Annotated in this window: 17 protein-coding genes and 2 pseudogenes; 10 read left to right on the forward strand and 9 right to left on the reverse strand. The window is 60.8% G+C overall.

Going from position 1 to position 19,874, the window contains the following annotated elements; genetic code table 11:
• Positions 1 to 10: 10 nt before the first annotated feature.
• The 5 genes from AC1RQP_RS32990 to AC1RQP_RS33010 form a co-directional block, all read right to left on the reverse strand.
• On the reverse strand, positions 11 to 1,618 hold the full coding sequence (locus tag AC1RQP_RS32990) for an acyl-CoA carboxylase subunit beta (RefSeq protein WP_492941195.1): 1,608 nt from the start codon (positions 1,616 to 1,618) through the stop codon (positions 11 to 13).
• Positions 1,615 to 2,967 (reverse strand): phenylacetate--CoA ligase family protein, encoded by a 1,353-nt coding sequence (locus AC1RQP_RS32995; protein ID WP_492941197.1) that lies wholly within the window; start codon positions 2,965 to 2,967, stop codon positions 1,615 to 1,617. The genes AC1RQP_RS32990 and AC1RQP_RS32995 overlap by 4 nt, the downstream gene beginning before the upstream one ends.
• Positions 2,968 to 3,032: 65 nt before the next feature.
• Positions 3,033 to 4,193 carry an acyl-CoA dehydrogenase family protein gene (locus AC1RQP_RS33000; RefSeq protein ID WP_492941199.1) on the reverse strand — a complete coding sequence of 387 codons (1,161 nt, stop codon included), beginning with the start codon at positions 4,191 to 4,193 and terminating at the stop codon, positions 3,033 to 3,035.
• A 10-nt stretch (positions 4,194 to 4,203) separates the two neighbouring features.
• Positions 4,204 to 4,983: an enoyl-CoA hydratase/isomerase family protein gene (locus tag AC1RQP_RS33005; RefSeq protein ID WP_492941201.1), complete on the reverse strand. Its 780-nt coding sequence runs from the start codon at positions 4,981 to 4,983 to the stop codon at positions 4,204 to 4,206.
• Positions 4,980 to 6,161, reverse strand: coding sequence for an acyl-CoA dehydrogenase family protein (locus AC1RQP_RS33010; RefSeq protein ID WP_492941203.1), 1,182 nt, complete (start codon positions 6,159 to 6,161; stop codon positions 4,980 to 4,982). The genes AC1RQP_RS33005 and AC1RQP_RS33010 overlap by 4 nt, the downstream gene beginning before the upstream one ends.
• Positions 6,162 to 6,254: 93 nt before the next feature.
• Here AC1RQP_RS33010 and AC1RQP_RS33015 point away from each other — a divergent pair, with 93 nt between their 5' ends.
• From AC1RQP_RS33015 to AC1RQP_RS33040, 6 genes and pseudogenes are all read left to right on the forward strand, one after another.
• Positions 6,255 to 8,294, forward strand: coding sequence for an FAD-dependent oxidoreductase (locus tag AC1RQP_RS33015; protein WP_492941205.1), 2,040 nt, complete (start codon positions 6,255 to 6,257; stop codon positions 8,292 to 8,294).
• Positions 8,295 to 8,309: 15 nt separating this feature from the next.
• Positions 8,310 to 9,857 carry a class I adenylate-forming enzyme family protein gene (locus AC1RQP_RS33020; protein WP_492941207.1) on the forward strand — a complete coding sequence of 516 codons (1,548 nt, stop codon included), beginning with the start codon at positions 8,310 to 8,312 and terminating at the stop codon, positions 9,855 to 9,857.
• A 62-nt stretch (positions 9,858 to 9,919) separates the two neighbouring features.
• Positions 9,920 to 10,259, forward strand: a pseudogene (locus tag AC1RQP_RS33025) (cation transporting ATPase C-terminal domain-containing protein); the annotation flags it as partial.
• Between the two features lie 276 nt (positions 10,260 to 10,535).
• Positions 10,536 to 10,679, forward strand: a complete 144-nt coding sequence (locus tag AC1RQP_RS33030) for a hypothetical protein (RefSeq protein WP_492941209.1) — start codon at positions 10,536 to 10,538, stop codon at positions 10,677 to 10,679.
• A 119-nt stretch (positions 10,680 to 10,798) separates the two neighbouring features.
• On the forward strand, positions 10,799 to 11,251 hold the full coding sequence (locus AC1RQP_RS33035) for a MarR family winged helix-turn-helix transcriptional regulator (RefSeq protein WP_492941211.1): 453 nt from the start codon (positions 10,799 to 10,801) through the stop codon (positions 11,249 to 11,251).
• A 21-nt stretch (positions 11,252 to 11,272) separates the two neighbouring features.
• Complete coding sequence (locus tag AC1RQP_RS33040) at positions 11,273 to 12,154, forward strand: alpha/beta fold hydrolase (RefSeq protein ID WP_492941213.1); 882 nt, start codon at positions 11,273 to 11,275, stop codon at positions 12,152 to 12,154.
• Positions 12,155 to 12,312: 158 nt separating this feature from the next.
• Here AC1RQP_RS33040 and AC1RQP_RS33045 read toward each other — a convergent pair whose 3' ends face one another.
• Complete coding sequence (locus tag AC1RQP_RS33045) at positions 12,313 to 13,434, reverse strand: IS630 family transposase (RefSeq protein ID WP_492941215.1); 1,122 nt, start codon at positions 13,432 to 13,434, stop codon at positions 12,313 to 12,315.
• 133 nt (positions 13,435 to 13,567) lie between these two features.
• On the opposite strand from AC1RQP_RS33045, the gene AC1RQP_RS33050 reads away from it, so the two are divergent.
• Both AC1RQP_RS33050 and AC1RQP_RS33055 read left to right on the forward strand, forming a co-directional pair.
• Positions 13,568 to 13,774: a hypothetical protein gene (locus tag AC1RQP_RS33050; RefSeq protein WP_492941485.1), complete on the forward strand. Its 207-nt coding sequence runs from the start codon at positions 13,568 to 13,570 to the stop codon at positions 13,772 to 13,774.
• An 82-nt stretch (positions 13,775 to 13,856) separates the two neighbouring features.
• A complete protein-coding gene (locus tag AC1RQP_RS33055) occupies positions 13,857 to 14,264 on the forward strand; it encodes a hypothetical protein (protein WP_492941217.1) in 408 nt (135 codons plus the stop codon).
• Between the two features lie 118 nt (positions 14,265 to 14,382).
• On the opposite strand, the gene AC1RQP_RS33060 is transcribed toward AC1RQP_RS33055, so the two are convergent.
• Together AC1RQP_RS33060 and AC1RQP_RS33065 are read right to left on the reverse strand one after the other, a co-directional pair.
• Positions 14,383 to 15,096 (reverse strand): hypothetical protein, encoded by a 714-nt coding sequence (locus AC1RQP_RS33060; RefSeq protein ID WP_492941219.1) that lies wholly within the window; start codon positions 15,094 to 15,096, stop codon positions 14,383 to 14,385.
• Entirely contained in the window at positions 15,041 to 15,940 is a 900-nt protein-coding gene (locus AC1RQP_RS33065; RefSeq protein ID WP_492941221.1) for a recombinase family protein, read from the reverse strand. Before AC1RQP_RS33065 ends, AC1RQP_RS33060 begins: the two co-directional genes overlap by 56 nt.
• A gap of 169 nt (positions 15,941 to 16,109) precedes the next feature.
• Between AC1RQP_RS33065 and tnpC the strand changes: the two are divergent.
• Positions 16,110 to 17,075, forward strand: a pseudogene (gene tnpC / locus AC1RQP_RS33070) (IS66 family transposase); the annotation flags it as partial.
• 301 nt (positions 17,076 to 17,376) lie between these two features.
• Here tnpC and AC1RQP_RS33075 read toward each other — a convergent pair.
• Complete coding sequence (locus AC1RQP_RS33075) at positions 17,377 to 18,597, reverse strand: ABC transporter substrate-binding protein (protein WP_492941487.1); 1,221 nt, start codon at positions 18,595 to 18,597, stop codon at positions 17,377 to 17,379.
• 797 nt (positions 18,598 to 19,394) lie between these two features.
• On the opposite strand from AC1RQP_RS33075, the gene queD reads away from it, so the two are divergent.
• Positions 19,395 to 19,751, forward strand: a complete 357-nt coding sequence (queD, locus tag AC1RQP_RS33080; RefSeq protein WP_492941223.1) for a 6-carboxytetrahydropterin synthase QueD — start codon at positions 19,395 to 19,397, stop codon at positions 19,749 to 19,751.
• Positions 19,752 to 19,874: the final 123 nt, after the last annotated feature.

Genomic DNA, 19,874 nt, shown 5'->3' on the forward strand with positions numbered 1-19,874 from the left:
TACCGCCGCCTCACATCCTGAACACGCCGAAACGAGTTTCGATTTTGGGCCGCCGCGAGGTAATGTCGAGCATCAGCGCCATGACATCACGGGTCTCACAAGGCTCGATGACGCTGTCGATCCACAGGTTCGAGGCGAAGTTGTAGGCACCCTGGAAATCCTCGTATTCCTTACGGATGGGCGCCTTGAAGGCCTCTTCCTCCTTCTTAGTCCAGCTCTTGCCTTCGCGCTCGTTGATCTGGGCGCGTACCTGCGCCAACACGCTCGCCGCCTGTTCCGGCCCCATGATGGCCGCGCGGCCCGTGGGCCAGGCGAACATAGCGTCTGGCTGGAAAGGCCGGCCCAGCATGGCGAGATAGCCCGCCCCGTAGGAGCCGCCGGTGATGATTGTGAACTTCGGTACCCGAGCCGAGGACATGGCGGTGATCATCTTCGCGCCCGCCTTGGCGATGCCCATCTGCTCCACCTCCCGGCCAACCATGAAGCCGTTGACGTCGGCGAGGAACAGCAGCGGGGTATCGCGCTGGACGCAGAGGTTGATGAAATGCGTGGCCTTTAGCGCCGACTCGACGAAGAGCACGCCGGTATTGGCGAGAATGCCCACCTCGTGGCCATGGATGCATCCCCAGCCGGTCATCAGCGTGTCGCCGTATAGCGGCTTGAATTCGTGAAACTCGCTGCCGTCCACCAGCCGCGCTACGATCTCGCGGTTGTCGGTCGGTACCTTGGCATCGCGGCTGACGATACCGTAGATCTCTTCCACCGGATAGGCAGGAGGGCGCGGTGGCGCCGGTGCCTTTCGCGGCGTCGGCCTTTCGCCCAAATGCTTGACAATCTCGCGCGTGATGGCCAGCGCGTGTGCGTCGTCCTCGGCCAGATGGTCGGTTACGCCTGAGACCGAGCAGTGCATCTTGCCGCCGCCCAGCGTTTCATTGTCCACCTTTTCGCCAGTGGCTGCGAAGGTCAGTTCCGGCCCGCCGAGATACATGAAGCCCTGACCACGTACGATCACGACCTCGTCGCAGAGCGCCGGGATATAGGCTCCGCCAGCGGTGCAGGGGCCCATTACTACCGCGATCTGCGGCACCCCGTCGCCCGACATGCCGACCTGCTGGTGGAAGATCGAGCCGAACTGCCCCTCGTCGGGGAAGATGTTTTCCTGCTCGGGCAGGAAGGCGCCGCCGGAATCCACGAGCGTGATCACCGGCAACCGATTGTTCCAGGCGATCCGCTGGGCCCGGACATGCTTCTTGCAGGTCATCCCGAAGTACGTCCCTCCCTTCACGGTTGCGTCGTTGGCAATGATCATGCAATGGCGGCCCTCGATCACTCCGATGCCGGTGATGATCCCCGCACCGGGCGGCACGCCGTCGTACTTGTCGAGCCCGGCGAGTTCGCCGAGCTCGAGGAACGGCGAACCCGGGTCGATGAGCCGCTCGATGCGCTCACGCGGCAGGATCTTGCCCTTCTCCATATGGCGAGCTCGCGCACTTTCCGGCCCGCCGACGCGCTGCACCCTGCGCAGCTTGTGCAGCTCCTGCAACTTCCCGCGGTAATTCGCGTCATTGGCCCGGAAATCTTCCGACCCGGTGTCGAGCAGGGATTTCATCCTTGTCATGGCAGGTCTGGGTACTTTCTCAGCACGAAAGCCACCTTGGACACGCTCGGTTTCTCGAAGGTATCCGGATCGATGATCCGCACATCGGCCTTGAACACCAGCGCGTCGCGGAGGCGCTGCTCGATCTTCTTCTTCAGCGCCGGATCGTCTTCGCGCCGACGCCCGGGGCCGCGCTCAACGATCGTCTTCAGGGCACCTTGCGTGGTATGCCCCTCGAAGTCGGCCACGATCCGCATCACCCCGTTGGTCTCGGGAACCATCTCGTTGATGATGCTGTTGATCGCCGAAGGAAACACATTGGCCCCGCGCACGATCAACATGTCGTCGGTGCGCCCGGTGCAGCGAATCTTTGGGCCGGTGCGACCGCAGGCGCAGGAGGTGCCTAGCACTTCGATGAAATCGCCTGATCGAAACCGCACCAGCGGGCTCGCACGACGACCGAGGGCGGTATAGACTAGCTCGCCTTTAACGCCATCTTTCCAAGGAATGATCCTGCCAGTATCGGGATCAAGCAGTTCGGTGATGATATAGTCCATGTTGACCATGTGCATGCCCGACTGCTCGTCGCATTCGGCCCAGTAGGTCACGCCCAGGTCAGTGCCACCGAGCAATTCGGTGCATTTCGCACCCCACAGTTTTTCGATTTTGGCGCGGATTGCCGGAATGCCGCCGCCCGGCTCGCCGCCGACGACGACGCGCTCCACACCCAGTTCACTCGCTGGAAAGCCCAGGATCTCGTTGGCCTTTTCGGCCAGATGGATCACGAAATTCGGTGCTGCAACAACGCAGCGCGGGCGCATGTCGGCACAGGCGCGCAAGAGCCGGTCGACCCCGCCATCGGCGCCGATGGGCACGTCAATGGCACTCATATATTGCAGTCCCTGCATCAACGGGATGCCGCCTACGAACCCCTTGGCGAGCGAGAACGCGTGAAGCACCATGTCACCGGGCCGTACGCCGTTAGCGAAGAAACATCGGGCGCTCATCTCGTGCCACATCTCGGCATCGGACTCGGTCAGCGCGACGTAAGACGGGCTGCCGGTCGTCCCTGACGAGGCTTGCATCTGCACGATGTCGGCCATGGGCGCCGCGCGATGGCGCCCGAACGGCGGCTCGGCCGACAGGCTTTCTCGAATCTCGGTCTTATAGGTGAAAGGAAGCCTTTGCAGATCGTCGATGGTGCAAATCTCATCGAGATCGACGCCGGCTGCGGCGAATTTGTCCCGGTAGAAAGGCGAGTTGGCCTTCAAATAGGCCATTTGCTCCACGAGCTTCCGTTCTTGGATCTTGCGCACTTCGTCGAGCGGAACTCCCTCGACCTCATGCCAGAAACGCGCATTTGCTTTCATTCTAGCATCGGTCCGCCGGAACCGCATTCCAAACTCCATGACGTCCTCCCTCTGTGGTCGCACGCTCAGTAGGACCGCGGCAGACCCATGACCTTCTCGCCGATGAAGCTGAGGCACAGTTCACGATTTACCGGGGCGGTGCGCAGCAGGCGGACCAGTGGATAAAGCTCGTAGAGCCCAGTATCTTCCGTAAAGCCTGAGCCGCCATGTGCCTGAAGGGCGGCATCGACAGCTTCGATTCCGGCCTCTGCGGCGGCATATTTCGCCATGTTTGAGGAGGCTCCAGCGGGCAGCTTGTTGTCGAATTCCCAGGCCGCACGGCGGGTCATCAGGCTGGCCATTTCCACGGCAGTGTAGGCCTTGGCCATCGGATGTTGCACGCCCTGATGCGCGCCGATAGGCTGGCCGAATACCGATCGCTCCGAGGCATAGGCCACGCCTTTGTTCAGCGCGAAGCGGCCGATGCCGCAGCAGAGCGCCGCCAAGATGATGCGTTCGGGGTTGAGGCTATCGAATAGGATCGAGAACCCCTCGTCCACCTCGCCCACCACATCCTCGGGGCCGAGTTCGACATCATCAAAGAAGAGCGTCCACTGTTCCTCCGGCAGGGGAATCGAGACCTTTACCCGCTGCATGTTCACGCCCTTCTTCTTCAAGTCCACGGCGAAGAGCGTAAATCCGTCGGTCTTGCGCGACACTTCCGTGTGCGGTCTGGTTCGAGCCACCACCAGACAGTAATCAGATACGTCCGCGCCGGTGATGAAGGTCTTCTCGCCCGAAAGGCTGAACCGGTTGCCCTTGCGCTTGGCAAGCGTCGTAGCCTTCATCGTGTTCGACCCGGCCCCGGGCTCGGTGATAGCGAAACAGAATTGAATCTCGCCCCGGCAGGCCCTGGGCAACAGCTCCTTCTTGTGGAACTCGGTGCCGTGGCTTGCGATATGGGCGAGCGACATAGTCGGTCCGACCACCATCATCAGAAGTGGAATACCGTGGTTCGCGGTGCCCTCCATGAAGAGCGCCATTTCCGTCATGCCGAGACCCGCGCCGCCGTATTCTTCGGGCACCATGATGCCCAGGAAACCGTCATGGGCGATCTGCTGAAACATCTCCCTCGGAAAACAATGGCGGCGGGCGTGGTCGAGCCAGTAGGCATTGTCAAATTTTTGCGCGAGCTGGCTCCCGTACTCGTAGATCTGGCGCTGCTCCTCGCTCAGTGTAAAATCCATGTCTTCTACCTCAAACCTTGAAGGCCGGCTGTCGGCGGTTCTCGAACGCATCGAGGCCTTCGGCCACATCCTCGCTTGGCAAAGTGCGCACTGCGGCGTCGCGCTCGAGACGCATCTGCTGGTCGATACTCAAGTCGGCGCCTTCGCGCGCCAGACGCTTCATCTCGGCAATGCCGGCGCGTGACCGGGTAGCGATCTTTTGGCAGTACTCCTGCGCCACACGATGCAGCTCGGTATCGGGAACAATGTAGTTGACGAGCCCGGCCTCTCTCGCCTCTTCTGCCTTGAGCCAGCGGGCCGAGAACATGAGATCGAGCGCCCGGCGCAGTCCCAGCAGCCGTCTCAGCCTCTGCGAGCCGCCCCAGCCGGGGATCAGCCCGAACTGGGCGTGCTGGTCGCCGAACTGCGCGTTCTCAGCGGCAAAGCACACGTCGCAGGACAGCATCAGCTCGATACCGCCCGCCAGACAGAGCCCATGGACGGCTACGATTACCGGCAGGGGGCTTTTCTCGAGCGCGCGAAGGCTGTCCATGCCAAAAGCGATGAAGTGATCCAGCGCCTCTTGGTCCCTCATGATGCCTTTCACTTCTGTAAGGTCGGCGCCGGTGCAAAAATGCTTGCCCTGCGCTCGGATCAGAATCGACCGAATCTCCCGGTTTGCCTCGAAATCGGCACGGGCACGGGCGATGCATTGATGCACCTCCAGCGACAGACAGTTGAACTTTTCGGGTCGCGCCAGCTCGATGATGCCAACACCGCCCTCAACACACACGTTGACGGGAGCGCTCATTTCGCGCGTCCCTTCACCTTGTTGTCGTATTGAAGCGCTACGCGGCCGATCTTTTCACGCGCGATGACGAGCTTCTGGATCTGCGCGGTGCCATCGCCGATCTGCAAACCGAGTACGTCGTTGTAGCGCTGATGATGGGGCAGGTCAGTGGTGTAGCCGTAATGGCCGTGCAGGATTAGGCATTGCTGGATGATCTCGCAGGCGGTTTTGGGCAAGTACCACTTGCACATCGCCGCCTCTGCTGTGTGGGGAAGCCCTCGATCCCGCAGATCGAGCGTGTAGTAGCAAAGCTGGCGCATCATAGTCAGCTGCGTCTCCGCCTCGGCTAGAGGGAAACTCACCCCTTGGTATTGCGCCAGAGGCGCCCCGAATGCCTCGCGCTCCTGCACGTAGTGCCAGGTCTCTGCCACCGACGCCTGCGCAGCGCCAAGGCATTGCAGCCCTATCAATGCTCGGGAATAGTCAAATCCCGACATGATCGTGCTAAATGCGCGATCCTGCTCGGCCATCATGAATTCGACTGGGACATAGACATCGTCGAAGAAAACCGATCCGCGCCCCACCGGCTTTGTGCCGATGTCGTCGAAATGGGTCCGCTTGATACCCTTTTCGGTGAGATCTACGAAGAAGGCGCTGACCCCGCGCGAGCCGCTCCCGGGGTCGCCGGTACGGGCGAAAACGACTGCCGCGTCGGCCTGCGCGGCAAAGCTCATGGAGGTTTTTTCGCCGTTTAGGCGCCAGCCGTTGCCCGATTTTTCCGCCCGTAGCTGCAGATTCGCCGCATCCGAGCCGCCTCGAGGTTCTGTCAGGCCGAGGCCGATCACCGCATCGCCTGAGACGACGCGCGGTACCCAGTCCTTGGCAATGCCCTCGGATGCGTATTTGGCCACCATACCGCCCATTAGCGAGCCGAGAAGCTGGACATAGCTGACATTGAAATCGGCGCGCGCGATTTCCTCCACGATCAATCCCGCCGTGACCGAGCTTTCACCCAACCCGCCGAACTCCTCGGGCAGGTCAGAGCCGATCAGCCCAAGCGCTCCCATCTCCTTGATCAGCACGCGGTCCATCACGTGTTCGGTGGCTCGCTTCTGATAACTCTCGGCCAGTTTCTCGCGTGCAAAACGCTGCGCTGTCTCCCGGAATGCCTGCTGGTCTTCTGTCGGCTGAAACTGCACGTGCTGACCCTCCCGATCTATGAATCTTGCTTTTCAAAAACCTAACAAATGTTAGAATGCCTGGCAAGACCGAACGGGACAACGGGAGGATCCATGTCCGACAAAAATTCCGGCAGCCCCGCTTACGCAAATTTGCTGTCTTCCATCACCGCCGGACGACACAGGCTGCGTAACCGCGTCATCATGGGGTCGATGCACACGCGGCTCGAAACCGAACCGGATGGCGTTGCCCGTCAGGCCGCCTTCTACGCCGAACGGGCTCGCGGGGAGGCGGCGGTGATCGTCACCGGCGGCTTCTCACCCAATCGGGAGGGGATGTTCGATTACGAAGGGCCGCGGCTCGACGATGCGGTCGACGCGCTGAAGCTTCGCCCGATCTGCGATGCTGTCCATGCCGAAGGCGGCCTGATCTGCGCGCAGCTTCTGCATGCGGGACGCTATGCAAAGATCGAGGAATGCGTGGCTCCCTCGGCGATCCGAGCGCCGATCAACCGGTTTTCCCCGCGCGAGATGAGCGAGGAGGACATTCGGCGCACCATCGGCGATTTCGCCCAGGCGGCGGTCAACGCGCAGGTCGCCGGTTTCGACGGCATCGAAGTAATGGGGTCCGAAGGCTATCTGATCAACGAATTCGCCGTCACCCATACTAACAAGCGCGAAGACGGCTGGGGCGGCAGCGCCGAAAACCGTCACCGCTTTCCTGCGGAAATCGTGCGCGCGGTGCGCGACCGCTGCGGCCCTGATTTCCTGATCATCTATCGCATTTCGGCGGCCGATCTTGTCGAGGGGGGCGCGCCCGCCGAGGAGATCGCTGCGCTCGCGCGCAAGATCGAGGTCGCCGGCGCCGACATTCTGAACACCGGGATCGGCTGGCACGAGGCGCGCGTGCCGACGATTGCCTATCCGGTACCGCGTGGCGCCTGGCGGAAGGCGGCGGCGAATGTGAAGGCGGCGGTATCGATCCCAGTGGTGGCCTCGAACCGGATCAACACCCCGGAAATCGCCGAGGACATTCTGGCGTCCGGCGAAGCGGACTTGGTGTCCATGGCGCGGCCGTTCCTTGCCGACCCGCATTTCGTGCGCAAAGTGCGCGAGGGTCGAGCCGATGAAATTAACACCTGCATCGCCTGCAACCAGGCATGCCTGGATTTCATCTTCTCGGATCGTCCCGCAAGCTGCCTTGTCAATCCGCGCGCCGGTCGCGAGACGGAATTCCGCGACACACCGAGCAATTCTCCGAAGAAGGTGGCGGTTGTCGGGGGTGGGGCAGCGGGAATGGCCACGGCGGTCGAGGCCGCGCGGCTGGGCCACACGATCACGCTTTTCGAGGCCGAGGATCGCCTGGGCGGACAGCTTAACCTGGCGCGCGCGGCCCCGGGCAAGAGCGAGTTCAATGAAACCCTGCGCTACTATAGCGGTCAGATGGACAGGCATGGCGTCACCCTGCAGTTGGGCCATCCCGCCACCTTCGACGATCTGACCGGGTTCGACCACGTGGTAATCGCAACCGGCGTGACACCGCGCATCCCCGACCTGCCGGGCATAGACCATCCCAAAGTCGCAACCTATGCCGAGATCCTCACCGGCTCACGCGAGGCGGGACAGACCGTGGCGATCATGGGCGCAGGCGGGATTGGCCATGACGTAGCCGAATTTCTCGTGACCCCTGCGGTCGAGGCCAACGAGGTCGCGGCTTTTTTCCAAACATGGGGCGTGGACGGACAGTTCAGGAGCGTCGGCGCGCTGGCGGGCGATCCGCTGGCCAACGTGCCCGCAAAACGTAAAGTGGTGATGCTTCAGCGCAAGACGAGCAAGCCGGGACAGGAGCTTGGTGTTTCGACTGGCTGGATCCGGCGCAACGCATTGCGCAAACACGGGGTGGAGATCATGGCGGGCGTGATTTATGAGCGGATCGACGACGAGGGGCTCCACATCACCTCGAACGGCAAGAGAAGAGTTATCGCCGCGGACACGATTGTTCTATGTACCGGACAGGAACCTGAGCGGGCGCTGTATGAGGCGCTTGTGCTCCGTGGTATTCCTACCTCGATCATCGGCGGTGCAGCCGAGGCGGTGGAACTCGATGCCTTGCGAGCGATCGATGAAGGTCTCAGGCTTGCGCAGTCGTTGTGATCGGAAAGGAATGCCATGATTCCTGACGTTGCGCGAGCGGGCTGGTCTGACCTGTACGCCCTGTTTCGCGGCCGTGCCCCGGCGCAGAGCGATAGGCTAGCGATCGAATGGGCGGGCAACGGCTGGACCTACGGCATGCTCCTCCAACGCGTGGATCGTCTGGCGGCGGCCCTCTTGCAGCGGGGGGTCGAGCCGGGCGATCGCATTGCGATCCTGGCCCACAACCGGGCCGAATATATCGAACTCCAGCTTGCTGCTGCAGGGATCGGCGCCATCGTGGCCTGCCTGAACTGGCGGCTTGCCGCGCCCGAATTGAAGCATTGCGTCGAACTCGTTTCGCCACGTCTCGGCGTGGTCGAACCAGACCTTCGCGCCTCATTCGAGGCCGTCTCCGACCTTCTCGTTCTAGAGATTGGTTCGGATTGGGAAGAGGCGATCGGCGCGGCCGCGCCGGATCGGCGCATCGGCACATTGGTGCAGGAGCCCGAAGCCGGTCTTACAATCCTCTATACCTCCGGCACCACCGGGCTGCCCAAAGGAGCATTGATCTCCCATCGCGCCCATATCGCGCGCGCCTTGGTCTTTGCCGCGCAGCTGGCGCTCGATCCGGCGGACGCCTTCATCGCCTGGGCACCCATGTTTCACATGGCCTCGACCGATCACGCGCTGGCGACGCTCCTGCACGGTGGCACCGTCGTGATGATCGACGGATTGCAGCCACGCGAAATCAATGCCGCATTGTCACGCCACCGGGTCGGATGGTTGGTCATGATGCCCGGCGCCATCGAGGTATTCATCGCAGAGCGGCGCGCCAATCCGCTGCCGGTCAAGGGCGTCCGGGTCGTCGGGGCCATGGCTGATCTGGTCCCGCCGCATCAGATTGCGGAACTAACCAGCCTTCTGAATGCGCCCTATCTGAACTCCTTCGGAGCCACAGAAACCGGGCTGCCGCCAGCGACGGCATCCCTGATTCCACCGGGGGTCGTGCCCGAGCGGCTGTCCAAGCGGCTGAGCGTGTTCTGCGAGGTGCACCTGGTCGATCCCGAGGGCAGAGAGGTGCCAGAAGGTACGCCGGGCGAAGTGGCGGTGCGCGGACCGACGCTGTTTTCCGGCTATTGGGAGGCAGAGGAGACAAACCGAAAGGACTTCCGTGATGGCCTATTTCATATGGGCGATCTGTTCCGCCGCAATCCCGACGGCACGGTCGATTTCGTGGATCGCGCGAAATATCTCATCAAGACAGGTGGTGAGAACGTCTATCCTGCCGAGATCGAGCGCGTGCTGCTTGGGCATCCGCGGGTGTCGGACGCTGCCGTTGTCAAGGCGCATGACGCACGTTGGGGCGAAAGCCCCGTGGCCTTCGTCTCTGTCCATGGCAGCGAGCCGGTCGAGGACGAATTGAAGCAGACTTGTCGGGCTGAGCTTGCCGGGTACAAAGTTCCCCGCGAGTTCCGCATCGTCCGGTTTGAGGAATTTCCGCGCTCCACGAGCGGCAAAATCCAGCGCCATGTTCTCGAGAATTGGCTCGTAAAGGAGAATACGAAAGATCAAGACAGCCGGTGAAGCGGGCAAGCCACCGCAACGGCCTGTTCCGGCCATGAGGAAGGCCGTGTCCGGATTCGATCGACGACTTCGGCGCCATCGTTACTGCGGTCCGGCTTGGACGGCGCATCTACGACAACCTGCGCAAGCGATGGGCTTCATCTTCGCCGTCCATGTGCCCATCGCGGGGCTGGCGCTGATCCTCGGCCTCCTGATCATCTTCAGTCCGATCCACATCGCCTTCCTGGAGATGGTGATCGATCCCGTCTGCACGCTGGTGTTCGAGGTGGAAAGCGAGGAGGAGGACTTGATGCGCCGCCCCGCCCCGACCACCAGCGAAACGATTGTTCTCGTGGCCGCTCATCATCTGGAGTTGTCCTGCAGGGACTGCTGGCGGTGTCGATTAGGGCAAATTGCCTCGTGGATCTGGCCGGTAGCATTCGTGCTCGTCGGGCTGATCCTGCTCGACCATAGGAAGGCTTAGCCCAAAAACCAGAATAACGCTGTGCGGCGGTGAGAAGGAAGACTTAGATGACACGGCCCTGCGTTCAGGCGGCTGACGCGGCATCGAGGTGCGGTCATGGAACCAAGATGATGCCCTGCTCGAAGAAGCAGTCCTCTCTCAATCCGGTACGAGGAGTAGGGCAAAAATTGCGGCGTAGATTTGCTACATTGTTATCCGTGAAGAGAGTGCAGACCATGACAGGGCTGGATACATCGGCAAAGGCGGGTATTGCGATTTGGCTGCTTTTTGCGGCACGGACGACGATTTCCTTGCAAATTGCTGAGCGGAATGCCTTCGAATCGCCGGTGGTTCTTCCATTGGATCGCGCTGTTCGGTGAAGTCGGCGGCACGGCGAAGCTGCGGTCGGAGGGGCGACCGGGCGAGCCCTGCAAATGCTTCGTGAGCACGTGAGGTCGTATGGATGTCGGTTGAAACTAGATAGCTAGCTTGCTATTTAATGCAGATGACCGATCCGATCGATCTACACAGCTTTGGCTTTCGTTTGGCATACGTTGCAAGACGTCTGCGGCAGGCCGTGGACGGTGAACTCTGGGCATTTGGCCTGACGGAGGCGACGTGGCGGCCATTGGCTTATGTCGGTCATCTGGGCGAAGGCGTGCGGCAAAAGGAGCTCGCTGAAGCGCTCGGGATTCAGGGGCCGTCTCTGGTACGTCTCCTGGATGCGTTGGAGCGCCGTGGCATGATCGAGCGCCGCGAACAGGAAAGCGACCGACGTGTCCGCGGCATTTACTTGACGCAGGCCGGCCGCCGGCTCCAGCAGCGAATTGCCCGGAGCAGCAGCAACATTCAGTGCGCGTACTGGGAAGTGTTCGCGCGGCTGATCTTGAGGCCTGCACACGTCTGTTCGACGAAATCGAGCACGCGCTTGATCAGCCTGCGTTCGTGGTAAGAAGAAAGGACGTGATCTGAGATGCACGGTTATTCTGATTCAGTCGAATCGGCTCCCATTCGGCAACGCTTTCGTATGGCGGATGGCGTCGAGCTCGTAGGCGATGTCTGGGGCACTGCGGATCGTACTCCTGCGTTGCTTTTGCACGGCGGTGGACAGACCCGACACGCATGGAAACGCACGGCGGCCGTCCTTGCTCGTCATGGCTATTGCGCCATCGCAGTGGACCAGCGCGGCCACGGCGACAGCGGCTGGTCATCCGACGGCAAGTACGAGATCGACCATTTTGCAAATGATGTGCGTCAGCTCGCTACCAGCCTTTCTCGCAGACCCGTATTGATTGGAGCTTCGCTCGGGGGAATGGCGAGCTTGATCGCAGCAGGGGAAGCCGACACCTCCCTTGCGGAAGCTTTGGTTCTGGTCGACATCACGCCGAGAATCGACTCTGCCGGCGTCGAGCGCGTCCGAAAGTTCATGGCCGCGCACATCAACGACGGTTTCGCTTCCCTTGAGGAAGCTGCTGATGCCATCGCGGCCTATCTTCCACACCGGCCTCGGCCCAAAAGCCTCGATGGTTTGCGGAGAAATCTCAGGCGTGGAAAGGATGGTCGCTATCGCTGGCACTACGATCCGGCCTTCATACACGGAATGTCTGCACGCGCTGACCATGACCGCGAAACGCGCCTTGCCGCCGCCGCACGGCGGCTGCAAGTCCCTATACTACTGGTACGAGGCGGCTCAAGCGAACTGGTGTCGGAGGACATTGCCCGCGAATTCGTCGGTCAGGTACCAAACGCCCGCTATGTCGACGTGCACGGCGCCTCGCATATGGTAGCTGGTGACGTCAATGACCCATTCACTGAGCAGGTGGTCGCCTTCCTCGATACCCACCTTATGCAATAGAACTTTCACCGCGGAACATCAGATTAGTGCAGAAGTTCAGTGTCGCTTAAGAATATCGCAGTCTTCCTCGATGAACCGCCGGTTGGCTCCGTTCGCGCCGGCTACGCCGTAAGGCTCGCCCTTCGCTATCGCGCTCATCTAGTACCTCGCCACAGTGATTATGACTCTTTGGCCGCGACGGGATAGGCGCGGCCCATTTTGTCGCGAGCCTTGTCGGTTGTGAACATCCAATTGATGCGGGCGCCGGCGGCGTTTCGTTGTCGTTCCCAGGCGTCGATTTCGCGGCGGAGCCAATCTGGATCGTCGATCCTGCGGTCGAGACACTGGCCGCGCAGCACGCCGATCTCGATCTCGACCATGTTGAGCCAACTGGCATGCTTGGGGGTGTAGTGGAACTCCAGGCGGCGCAGAATCCGCCGGGCTTCGGCGGGTGTGAATGCCTCATAGAGGGCGCCTGGTGAGTGGATTGACAGGTTGTCCTGCACCACCCGGATGCATCTGGCGTCGGGATAATGGACATCGACGAGTTCGCGCATGCAGTGGGCGTAGTCTACTGCCGCCCGCCGCTCGGTGACCTTGACCTTGCGCCAGGGGCGGTGGACGTCGATGCAGACGAAGAGATTGACGGTGCCGCTGCGGCTGTACTCGCAATCGTAGCGTTCGAGCTGGCCGGGTTCGGGCGGGATCGGCTGGCGAACCTCGCCGATGAGCTGGACCGGGCTTTCGTCGAAGCAGACCACCGGCCGGTCGGGATCGGGCGCCTCGGCATAGAGGTCGAGCACGTCTTCCATGCGGGCGACGTATTCGCCGTCGACCTTTGGAATGCACCACATGTCCTTGCGCCACGGCTTGAGACCGTTCTCGGCCAGCCGCCGGCGCACCGTCTCGCCCGACAGGCTGTCGTGGTCGGTGAGCTTGACCATCGCCCCGGCCAAAAGCTCCAGCGTCCAGCGGGCGCGACCCTCGGGAGGCTTGGCGCAGGCGGTTGCCACCAACAGGGCTTCCTCCTTGCCGGTGAGCTTGCGCTCTGCCCCGGGACGCGGATCCTCGCTCAGTGCCCGCTCCAGATTGCCTTCCACGAAGCGCCGCTTGGTCCGGTACACGGTGGAACCGCTCACTGCTACCGTGTGGGCCATATCTTCATCGCGGCAGCCGGCATCGGCAGCCAGCAATATCTGGGCGCGCTTGAGCTTGCGCGCGGCCCGTTTGCCCTTGCTCAACATCGCGGTGAGTTCATCGCGTTCGGATTGGCTCAGTTCAACCCGATAACGTACATTCATCCCGACCTCCTCGTTGGAGGACCGGACGAATCGAGGAATAAATCAAAAATCAGGCGCCGCGCGAAGCCTCACGGCTCGAGGCTTCACCGAAAAGCAAGGCCAGTACCTCGCTTTCATCTACACCTATGCGCACATGTTCCGCCACCCGCCAGCCGAGGCCGACATCCAGCGCCACTTTCAGGTCACCCCGCCATCGGTCCATCAGATGATCCTGACGCTCGAACGAAATGGTCTCATCAGCCGTCAACCCGGCATCGCCAGAAGCATCCAAATTCTCGTCGCTCCGGAAAACCTCCCCATCCTCAATTGGCTTGGAATCAACCGGTCAGAATCACTGTGACGAGGTACTAGTCGGCATCTTTGTCACGCCCTCCGAATGGCCGCATGCATCATATCTCCGCGGGCACGATGCGATCGCACAGATGATCGAGGAGCAAAGAGCCAAGGAAGCGCGGACCGTGGCGAGCGCCAGTGGACGATTTGAAAGTGTGGCCGAACAGGAAGGCATCAGCTTTGAGTTTCGGACGATCCGTCCGAGCGATATCGCCGATGATGCGCTCTTTCATTCCCTGCATGCCGATATCGTGACGGTCGGGCATCCAAAGCCGGGCGGGCTTCCCGAATACCAGTCGGCCGAGTCGATGCTGCTGGCCACTGGCGTTCCCGTTCGGATCGTGCCGGATCGCTGGAACGCCGGAACAATTGCCGAAAATATCCTTGTGGCGTGGAATGCGACTCGTGAGGCAAGGCGCGCGATTACAGACGCAATGCCGTTGCTCCAGAAGGCCCGCACGGTCTCGGTCATTGTCGTGAACAGGCTCGTGACATGATGCACTACCTCATAATGTTATTGAAAAGGCAGTTTTTGCTGCCGTGCGTCTGGTGATACTGCACGGCCGTTTCGGATTGCACGACGCACCGTCGGTCGATCGAGATCTTCTTTGCGGATCACATAGGGTGCGCCAGCACAGATCTCTCTGCCGGGCAGTGTATCCCGTCCCGGATCAGGCGAATAACCGTCATTTTGTTGATGCCAAGACGACTAGCGGCTTCATGCAGTATCAGCTCACGTCGCTCTGCCCGTTCGCCTTCGCGATAGGCCGCGATCTGGTGTGTGCCGCGGAAGTTGCGGACGCGCAGCTCGTTCCAGCTGTTGCCTCTGGCCGAACGTATTCTGAGCCGATTGAGGACAGGAGCGATGCTATGGTCGGGCAACACGCGAGCGAGTTCGCGGACGAGCTGCACGGTCTCCTTGTCGGTCTTGAAGCGATTTTGGCCGATGCGGTTCTTCACCACTTCAAGTCGGGTGTGATCCCCGCCCTGCCAATGCACCACGAGGCACAGTCGATCGCCCTCGATCGTGACAACGATCTCCGTGAGAACCGCCCGCAAGATCCGCTTGCGGATTTCGATGGAAGCATCGGGATGGTTCCAAACTCGCGGCAGGTCATCAACGAGTGCCAGCAGCATCGCGCGATCATCTTCACTCAGCATCCGTGGCTGTTCGTGGCGCAGGTTCTCCATCTGCTCCTCGAGTCGTGCCTGCGCTGCGAGGCATTCATTCCATCGCCGTTCGAGCTCGCCGGCGACCAGCCGGTTGTCGGGATCAACCGCATCGTACTGCCGACGCGCATGCGTCGCTTCGTAGCGTGCTTGTTCCAATGCCAGCTCGTAGTGTCGCAGCCGCTCTAGCCTGCTCATGGTCGGCGATCAATTGGAGTGCGGCTTCCAAGGCCAGCGGTGATACCGCGCGCAGCACTTCTGCCGATACCGCCGTGTCGATACGCATATTGCTAAACGCAATGCAGTTCTTGTTGCTAAGGTTCGCGATGTCGGTCGTGCAAACATAGCGCGCACCCTTACGTTCATTGTGATGCACCTTCAGCTTGCGTCCGCAGTGTCCGCATCGCAGCAATCCAACCAGCAGCCCACTGCCGTTACGCACAGAACCTCGCACCATCGCCCCTTTCATGTTTGCGTTCCCTGCGATGACCTTCTGGTTCCGATCATACTCCTCCCACGTGATGTAGCCATCATGGTGGTTGTGGATCACCACATCCCACTCCTCCGGCCGACGCACTATACCGTGTGTGGCGACCTTGCGTCCTCCCTCGAACCGAACTCGGGTGAAGGTGCGACCGTAGACGTACGCTCCAGCATAGACCGGATTGGTGAGCAGCCGGTGCACAGTATTGTAGGGCGGCAAGCGCCATTGCACGCTCCGCCCCTGAGCACCATGGACAGCAATTGGCAGATCGATTCGTTCCTGCCGCAGCCACAAGACAAGCTGGCGCACGCTGGCAATCTCAGCGAACTTGCGGAACACGAGCGACAGTGCCTCGCGGATCCGTTTGTCCGGGTCCTGTTCCAGGCGATCATCAGCACCGCGTCGATAGCCGATTGCCACCGTCGTGTTCAGCTCGCCGCGCGCTGCTTTCAGACGCAGCGCCTGCTGTGAACGCTGCCGAAACATCGACAGCTCGAGCTCACTGAATGTTCTTTTCAAACCCAAAAGCATCCGATCATTGACCGATCGGGGATCGTACGAGCACACAGCTTGATGCCCCAATTCGGGAGCCAGATGATCGGTCGGGACAGATCACCGTAACCGATCCAACTCATCCGCTATACGGCCGATCCCTTGATTTGGTGTCATCGGGGACCTCTCACCGACGCTCTATCGTCAGTCCCAGGTTCTGGCCCGGCATGGCATCCTCATCGATCGCGCCGTTCTGGCGGATTGGATGGGAACGGTCGCCTTCCACCTCGCGCCGCTGATCGAGCGCATGAGCGTCGTGATGAAGCAATCGGGCCGCTTGTTCATGGACGAGACCAGGGCGCCCGTGCTCGATCCGGGCCGGGGCCGAACCAAGACCGGCTATCTGTGGGCTGTCCTGCGCGACGATCGCGGCCACGGCGGCGCTGATCCACCAATCGTGGTCTACCACTACGCGCCAGGACGCAGTGGCAAACATGCCGAGCATATCCTCGACGGCTTCGACGGCATCCTTCAGGTCGATGGATACCAGGGCTATCACAGGCTCGCACGACCCGAGCGTCAAGGCGGCGCGCCGCTGCGGCTGGCCGCATGCTGGTCCCACTCCAGGCGCGAGATCATTGCCGCGACTCCGAAGGCCGGCTCACCCATCGCCGAAGCCGTCCTCGCGCGCATCGCCGCGCTCTATGTAATCGAGAAGGAGATCCGTGGCTCCGACGCCACGATCCGACAAAAGGCGCGCAACGAGCGATCACGGCCGCTCGTCGCCGAACTCGAGAGCTTCCTGCGCGAGCAAGCTGCCCGCCTGTTGCCGGGCAGCGAGATGGGCAAGGCGATCGCCTATCTGCTGAACCATTGGGATGGCCTCACTTTGTTTCTCGACGATGGCCGCGTTGAGATGGACACTAACCCCCTCGAAAATCAAATCAGACCGCTGACTCTGACGCGCAAAAATAGTCTATTTGCAGGTCACGACGAAGGTGGCCGTTCATGGGCCCGCATAGCTTCGCTCATCGCCACCTGCAAGATTAACAGCGTGGAGCCCTACGCCTGGATGAAAGCGACCCTCGAAGTGATCGCAACCGGTCACCCGCAGTTGCGGATCGACGAACTCTTGCCCTGGTCGTTCGGCCGCTCCCCCTAATTCTCCGCAGCTGCCGCCGCAGTCGCGACTTCAACGATTTGCAACGCGTTGATCAACGGATTTGCAGTCCGTGGCGCCACGCGTTGCAATCCGTCCCTCCAAATCTTTGCGAATGGGACGTGGACGTCGCTTACCCCTATCCCGATCAATGATGAAAATAATTGCAAGGTTTCAATGCCCGAAGCATTAAATCCCTGCAATCGCGAAACAGTCTAAAACTAAAAATGCGATTCCGGCTCAATCGCTTAGCCGCTCTTCACGGACGACGAGTTACGGCCTACAGCGCACGGCGACAGCAGTCTTACTCAGCGGCGACGTCGCCACTAATAATCTCGCCGAACAACTCCCATTTTTCGCCCTTGAAGCGCTGCATCTGCAACTGGCTGATCGGAGCGAAGTCGCTAGCGCTGGTGTTGATTTTGATGCCGGGCAGCAGCGTGTCAGGCGTGAAGTCCTTTAGGCTGGCCGCCTGCTTCATCACGTTGGCCCGGGAGAGATCATCGCCGCACATTTCCAGCACCTTCGCCAAGGTTTGTGCAGCGCCGTAGCCGTAGACCAGCGCGCTGTCGGTGCGGTCGGCGCCCGGCATATACTTGTCGATGAACTCGCTCCACTTAGTCATGCCGGGATCACTCTTCCACTGCGCATCGGCAGCGTCCTTGGCGTAGGCCGCTGAAAGCACGCCCTGGGCGTTGTCGAATCCGGCAGGCTGCATCACCGCGCCGACCGAGGCCGAAACGTTGGTCATGATCTGCAGCGGCTGCCAGCCCAACTCGGCGGTTTTCTTGATGGTCTGCGCGCCGAACTTTGGCGTTGCATAGATCAGCAGCACGTCGGGCTTGGCGGCCTTGATTTTGACGATGTGCGAGTCGACGGTCGGCTCCGAGATCTCGTAGCTTTCCTCCATGATGATCATCGACGCGGCCTTGGCGCCCAATCCATCTTTGGTACCCTTGAGGTAGTCTTTGCCGAAGTCGTCGTTCTGATAGAGGATTGCGATCTTGGCGTCCGGCTTTTCCTTCAGCAGGAACTTCGCATAGATCTGCGCTTCGCTCTGGTAGCTTGGCTGCCAGCCGATGGTCCAGGGGAAGCCCTTGGGATCGTTCCACTTGGTGGCGCCGGTCGCGACGAATATCTGCGGTATCTTCTTGCTGTTGAGGTATTTCTGGATTGCGGTGTTGGAAGGGGTACCGAGCGGATTGAACACAACCAGTACTTCGTCGCTTTCGACCAGCTTGCGGACCTGCTCAACCGCCTTCGGCGGGCTGTAGGCGTCGTCATAGCTGATGAAATTGATTTTTCGTCCGTTGATGCCACCCTTGTCATTGATCATCTTGAAATAGGCTTCTTCGGTCTTGCCGATCAAGCCGTACGCCGACGCCGGGCCGCTATAGGGGATGATGTTGCCGATCTTGATCTCGGTGTCGGTCGCGCCCGTGTCGTACTTCTTCTGTGCGAGAACACTGCTCGATGACGCAGCGAGCAATCCGGCTGCGGCCGAAAGGACCGCGAGTTTTTTCATTGCGGACATTTCTGTCTCTCCCTTTTCAAATGCTGAGGCTCTTCTGACGGCGTCGTGTTTACCATGTTGTCGGAAAGGCTCACAACAAAAAGTAGGCGCTGCTTGCTGAACGCAACACCACATCGAACGGATCTTCCTGAGGGCACCTCGAAAAATAGCCCTTCCCGGCGCTGCACAAATCGGATCCAGGATACGCAGGCGTGACGAGCAGGGCTTGGGCGATGGGACAGCTCGGTTTCTTTGATCTGAGCCGGCGGTATGACGGGGCTGGGCAAGAAGAACGACCCGCTTGGTCGCCATCGCCAACGTCGGCCCGACGTAGTTCAACAGCGATCAGGACATCTTCCCCGGCGCGCCTCATCCTGATGGTCCCCGAGCGGCCGGAGTCATTCCCTAAATGCAAGGCTTTTGTCTTTAGCTGTGCTACCCTATGATCGCCGAGACAGTCAGGAGGGAGCCTCTGCCGTCCCTGACCTCGACCGCTACCCGACGAGTGAGACCTTTGGCGGTGAAGTCGCCTACCGCTTCTCCAAGGCCAGTGAAGGCCTGTTGGCGCGGCCTCTATCCCGCCCAGATCCTCACCGACGTTATCAGGGGAGGCCAAGTCACCTTCGCAAAGTAGTACCGCGCCATGAGGCCCAACGCGCGTGGAGGTTTTTAAATAGCGATTTCAATCACATACGAGTTCGTAGTTTTATTCTGAATGGCGCGCCATTCTTCGCCGGAAGTTCAGGCAAGGCAGCATCTGGTCGCCAGACCGGGCCGAGACCGGATGGCCACGCCGTGTGAGGAGCTGGATGAGGATATCGCAGGCGTTCAAGTTCGAGGCGGCGCATCGGCTGCCAAACGTGCCCGAGACTCACCGGTGCAGCCGGCTGCATGGTCATTCCTATCGGGTCGAAGTCCAGCTGGATGGTCCGGTAGACCCGCACACTGGCTTTGTTGCGGACTTCTTCGACATCGAAAAATGCTTCGCCGACATCATGGGCGCGCTGGACCACCAATGCCTGAACGACGTCGAAGGACTCGAGAATCCAACCGCCGAGAACATCGCGGTCTGGATCTGGGATCGGCTAAAGCCGAGCCTTCAGCAACTGTGGGCGGTCCGCGTCTATGAAACAGCGGATTGTTGGGCCGAATATAACGGGCAGTGACGACGGCCCTGCGTTGCATCCGGCAAGTTCGCGTCTCCGAATGGAAACGATGATCGAGAACAGCCGGCACCGGCGTGAGAACCAATGCCGCGCTGCGACTGGCATGTGTAATCGACAGGCCGT

The organism is Bradyrhizobium sp. GW821-FHT13H06 (assembly GCF_058803975.1).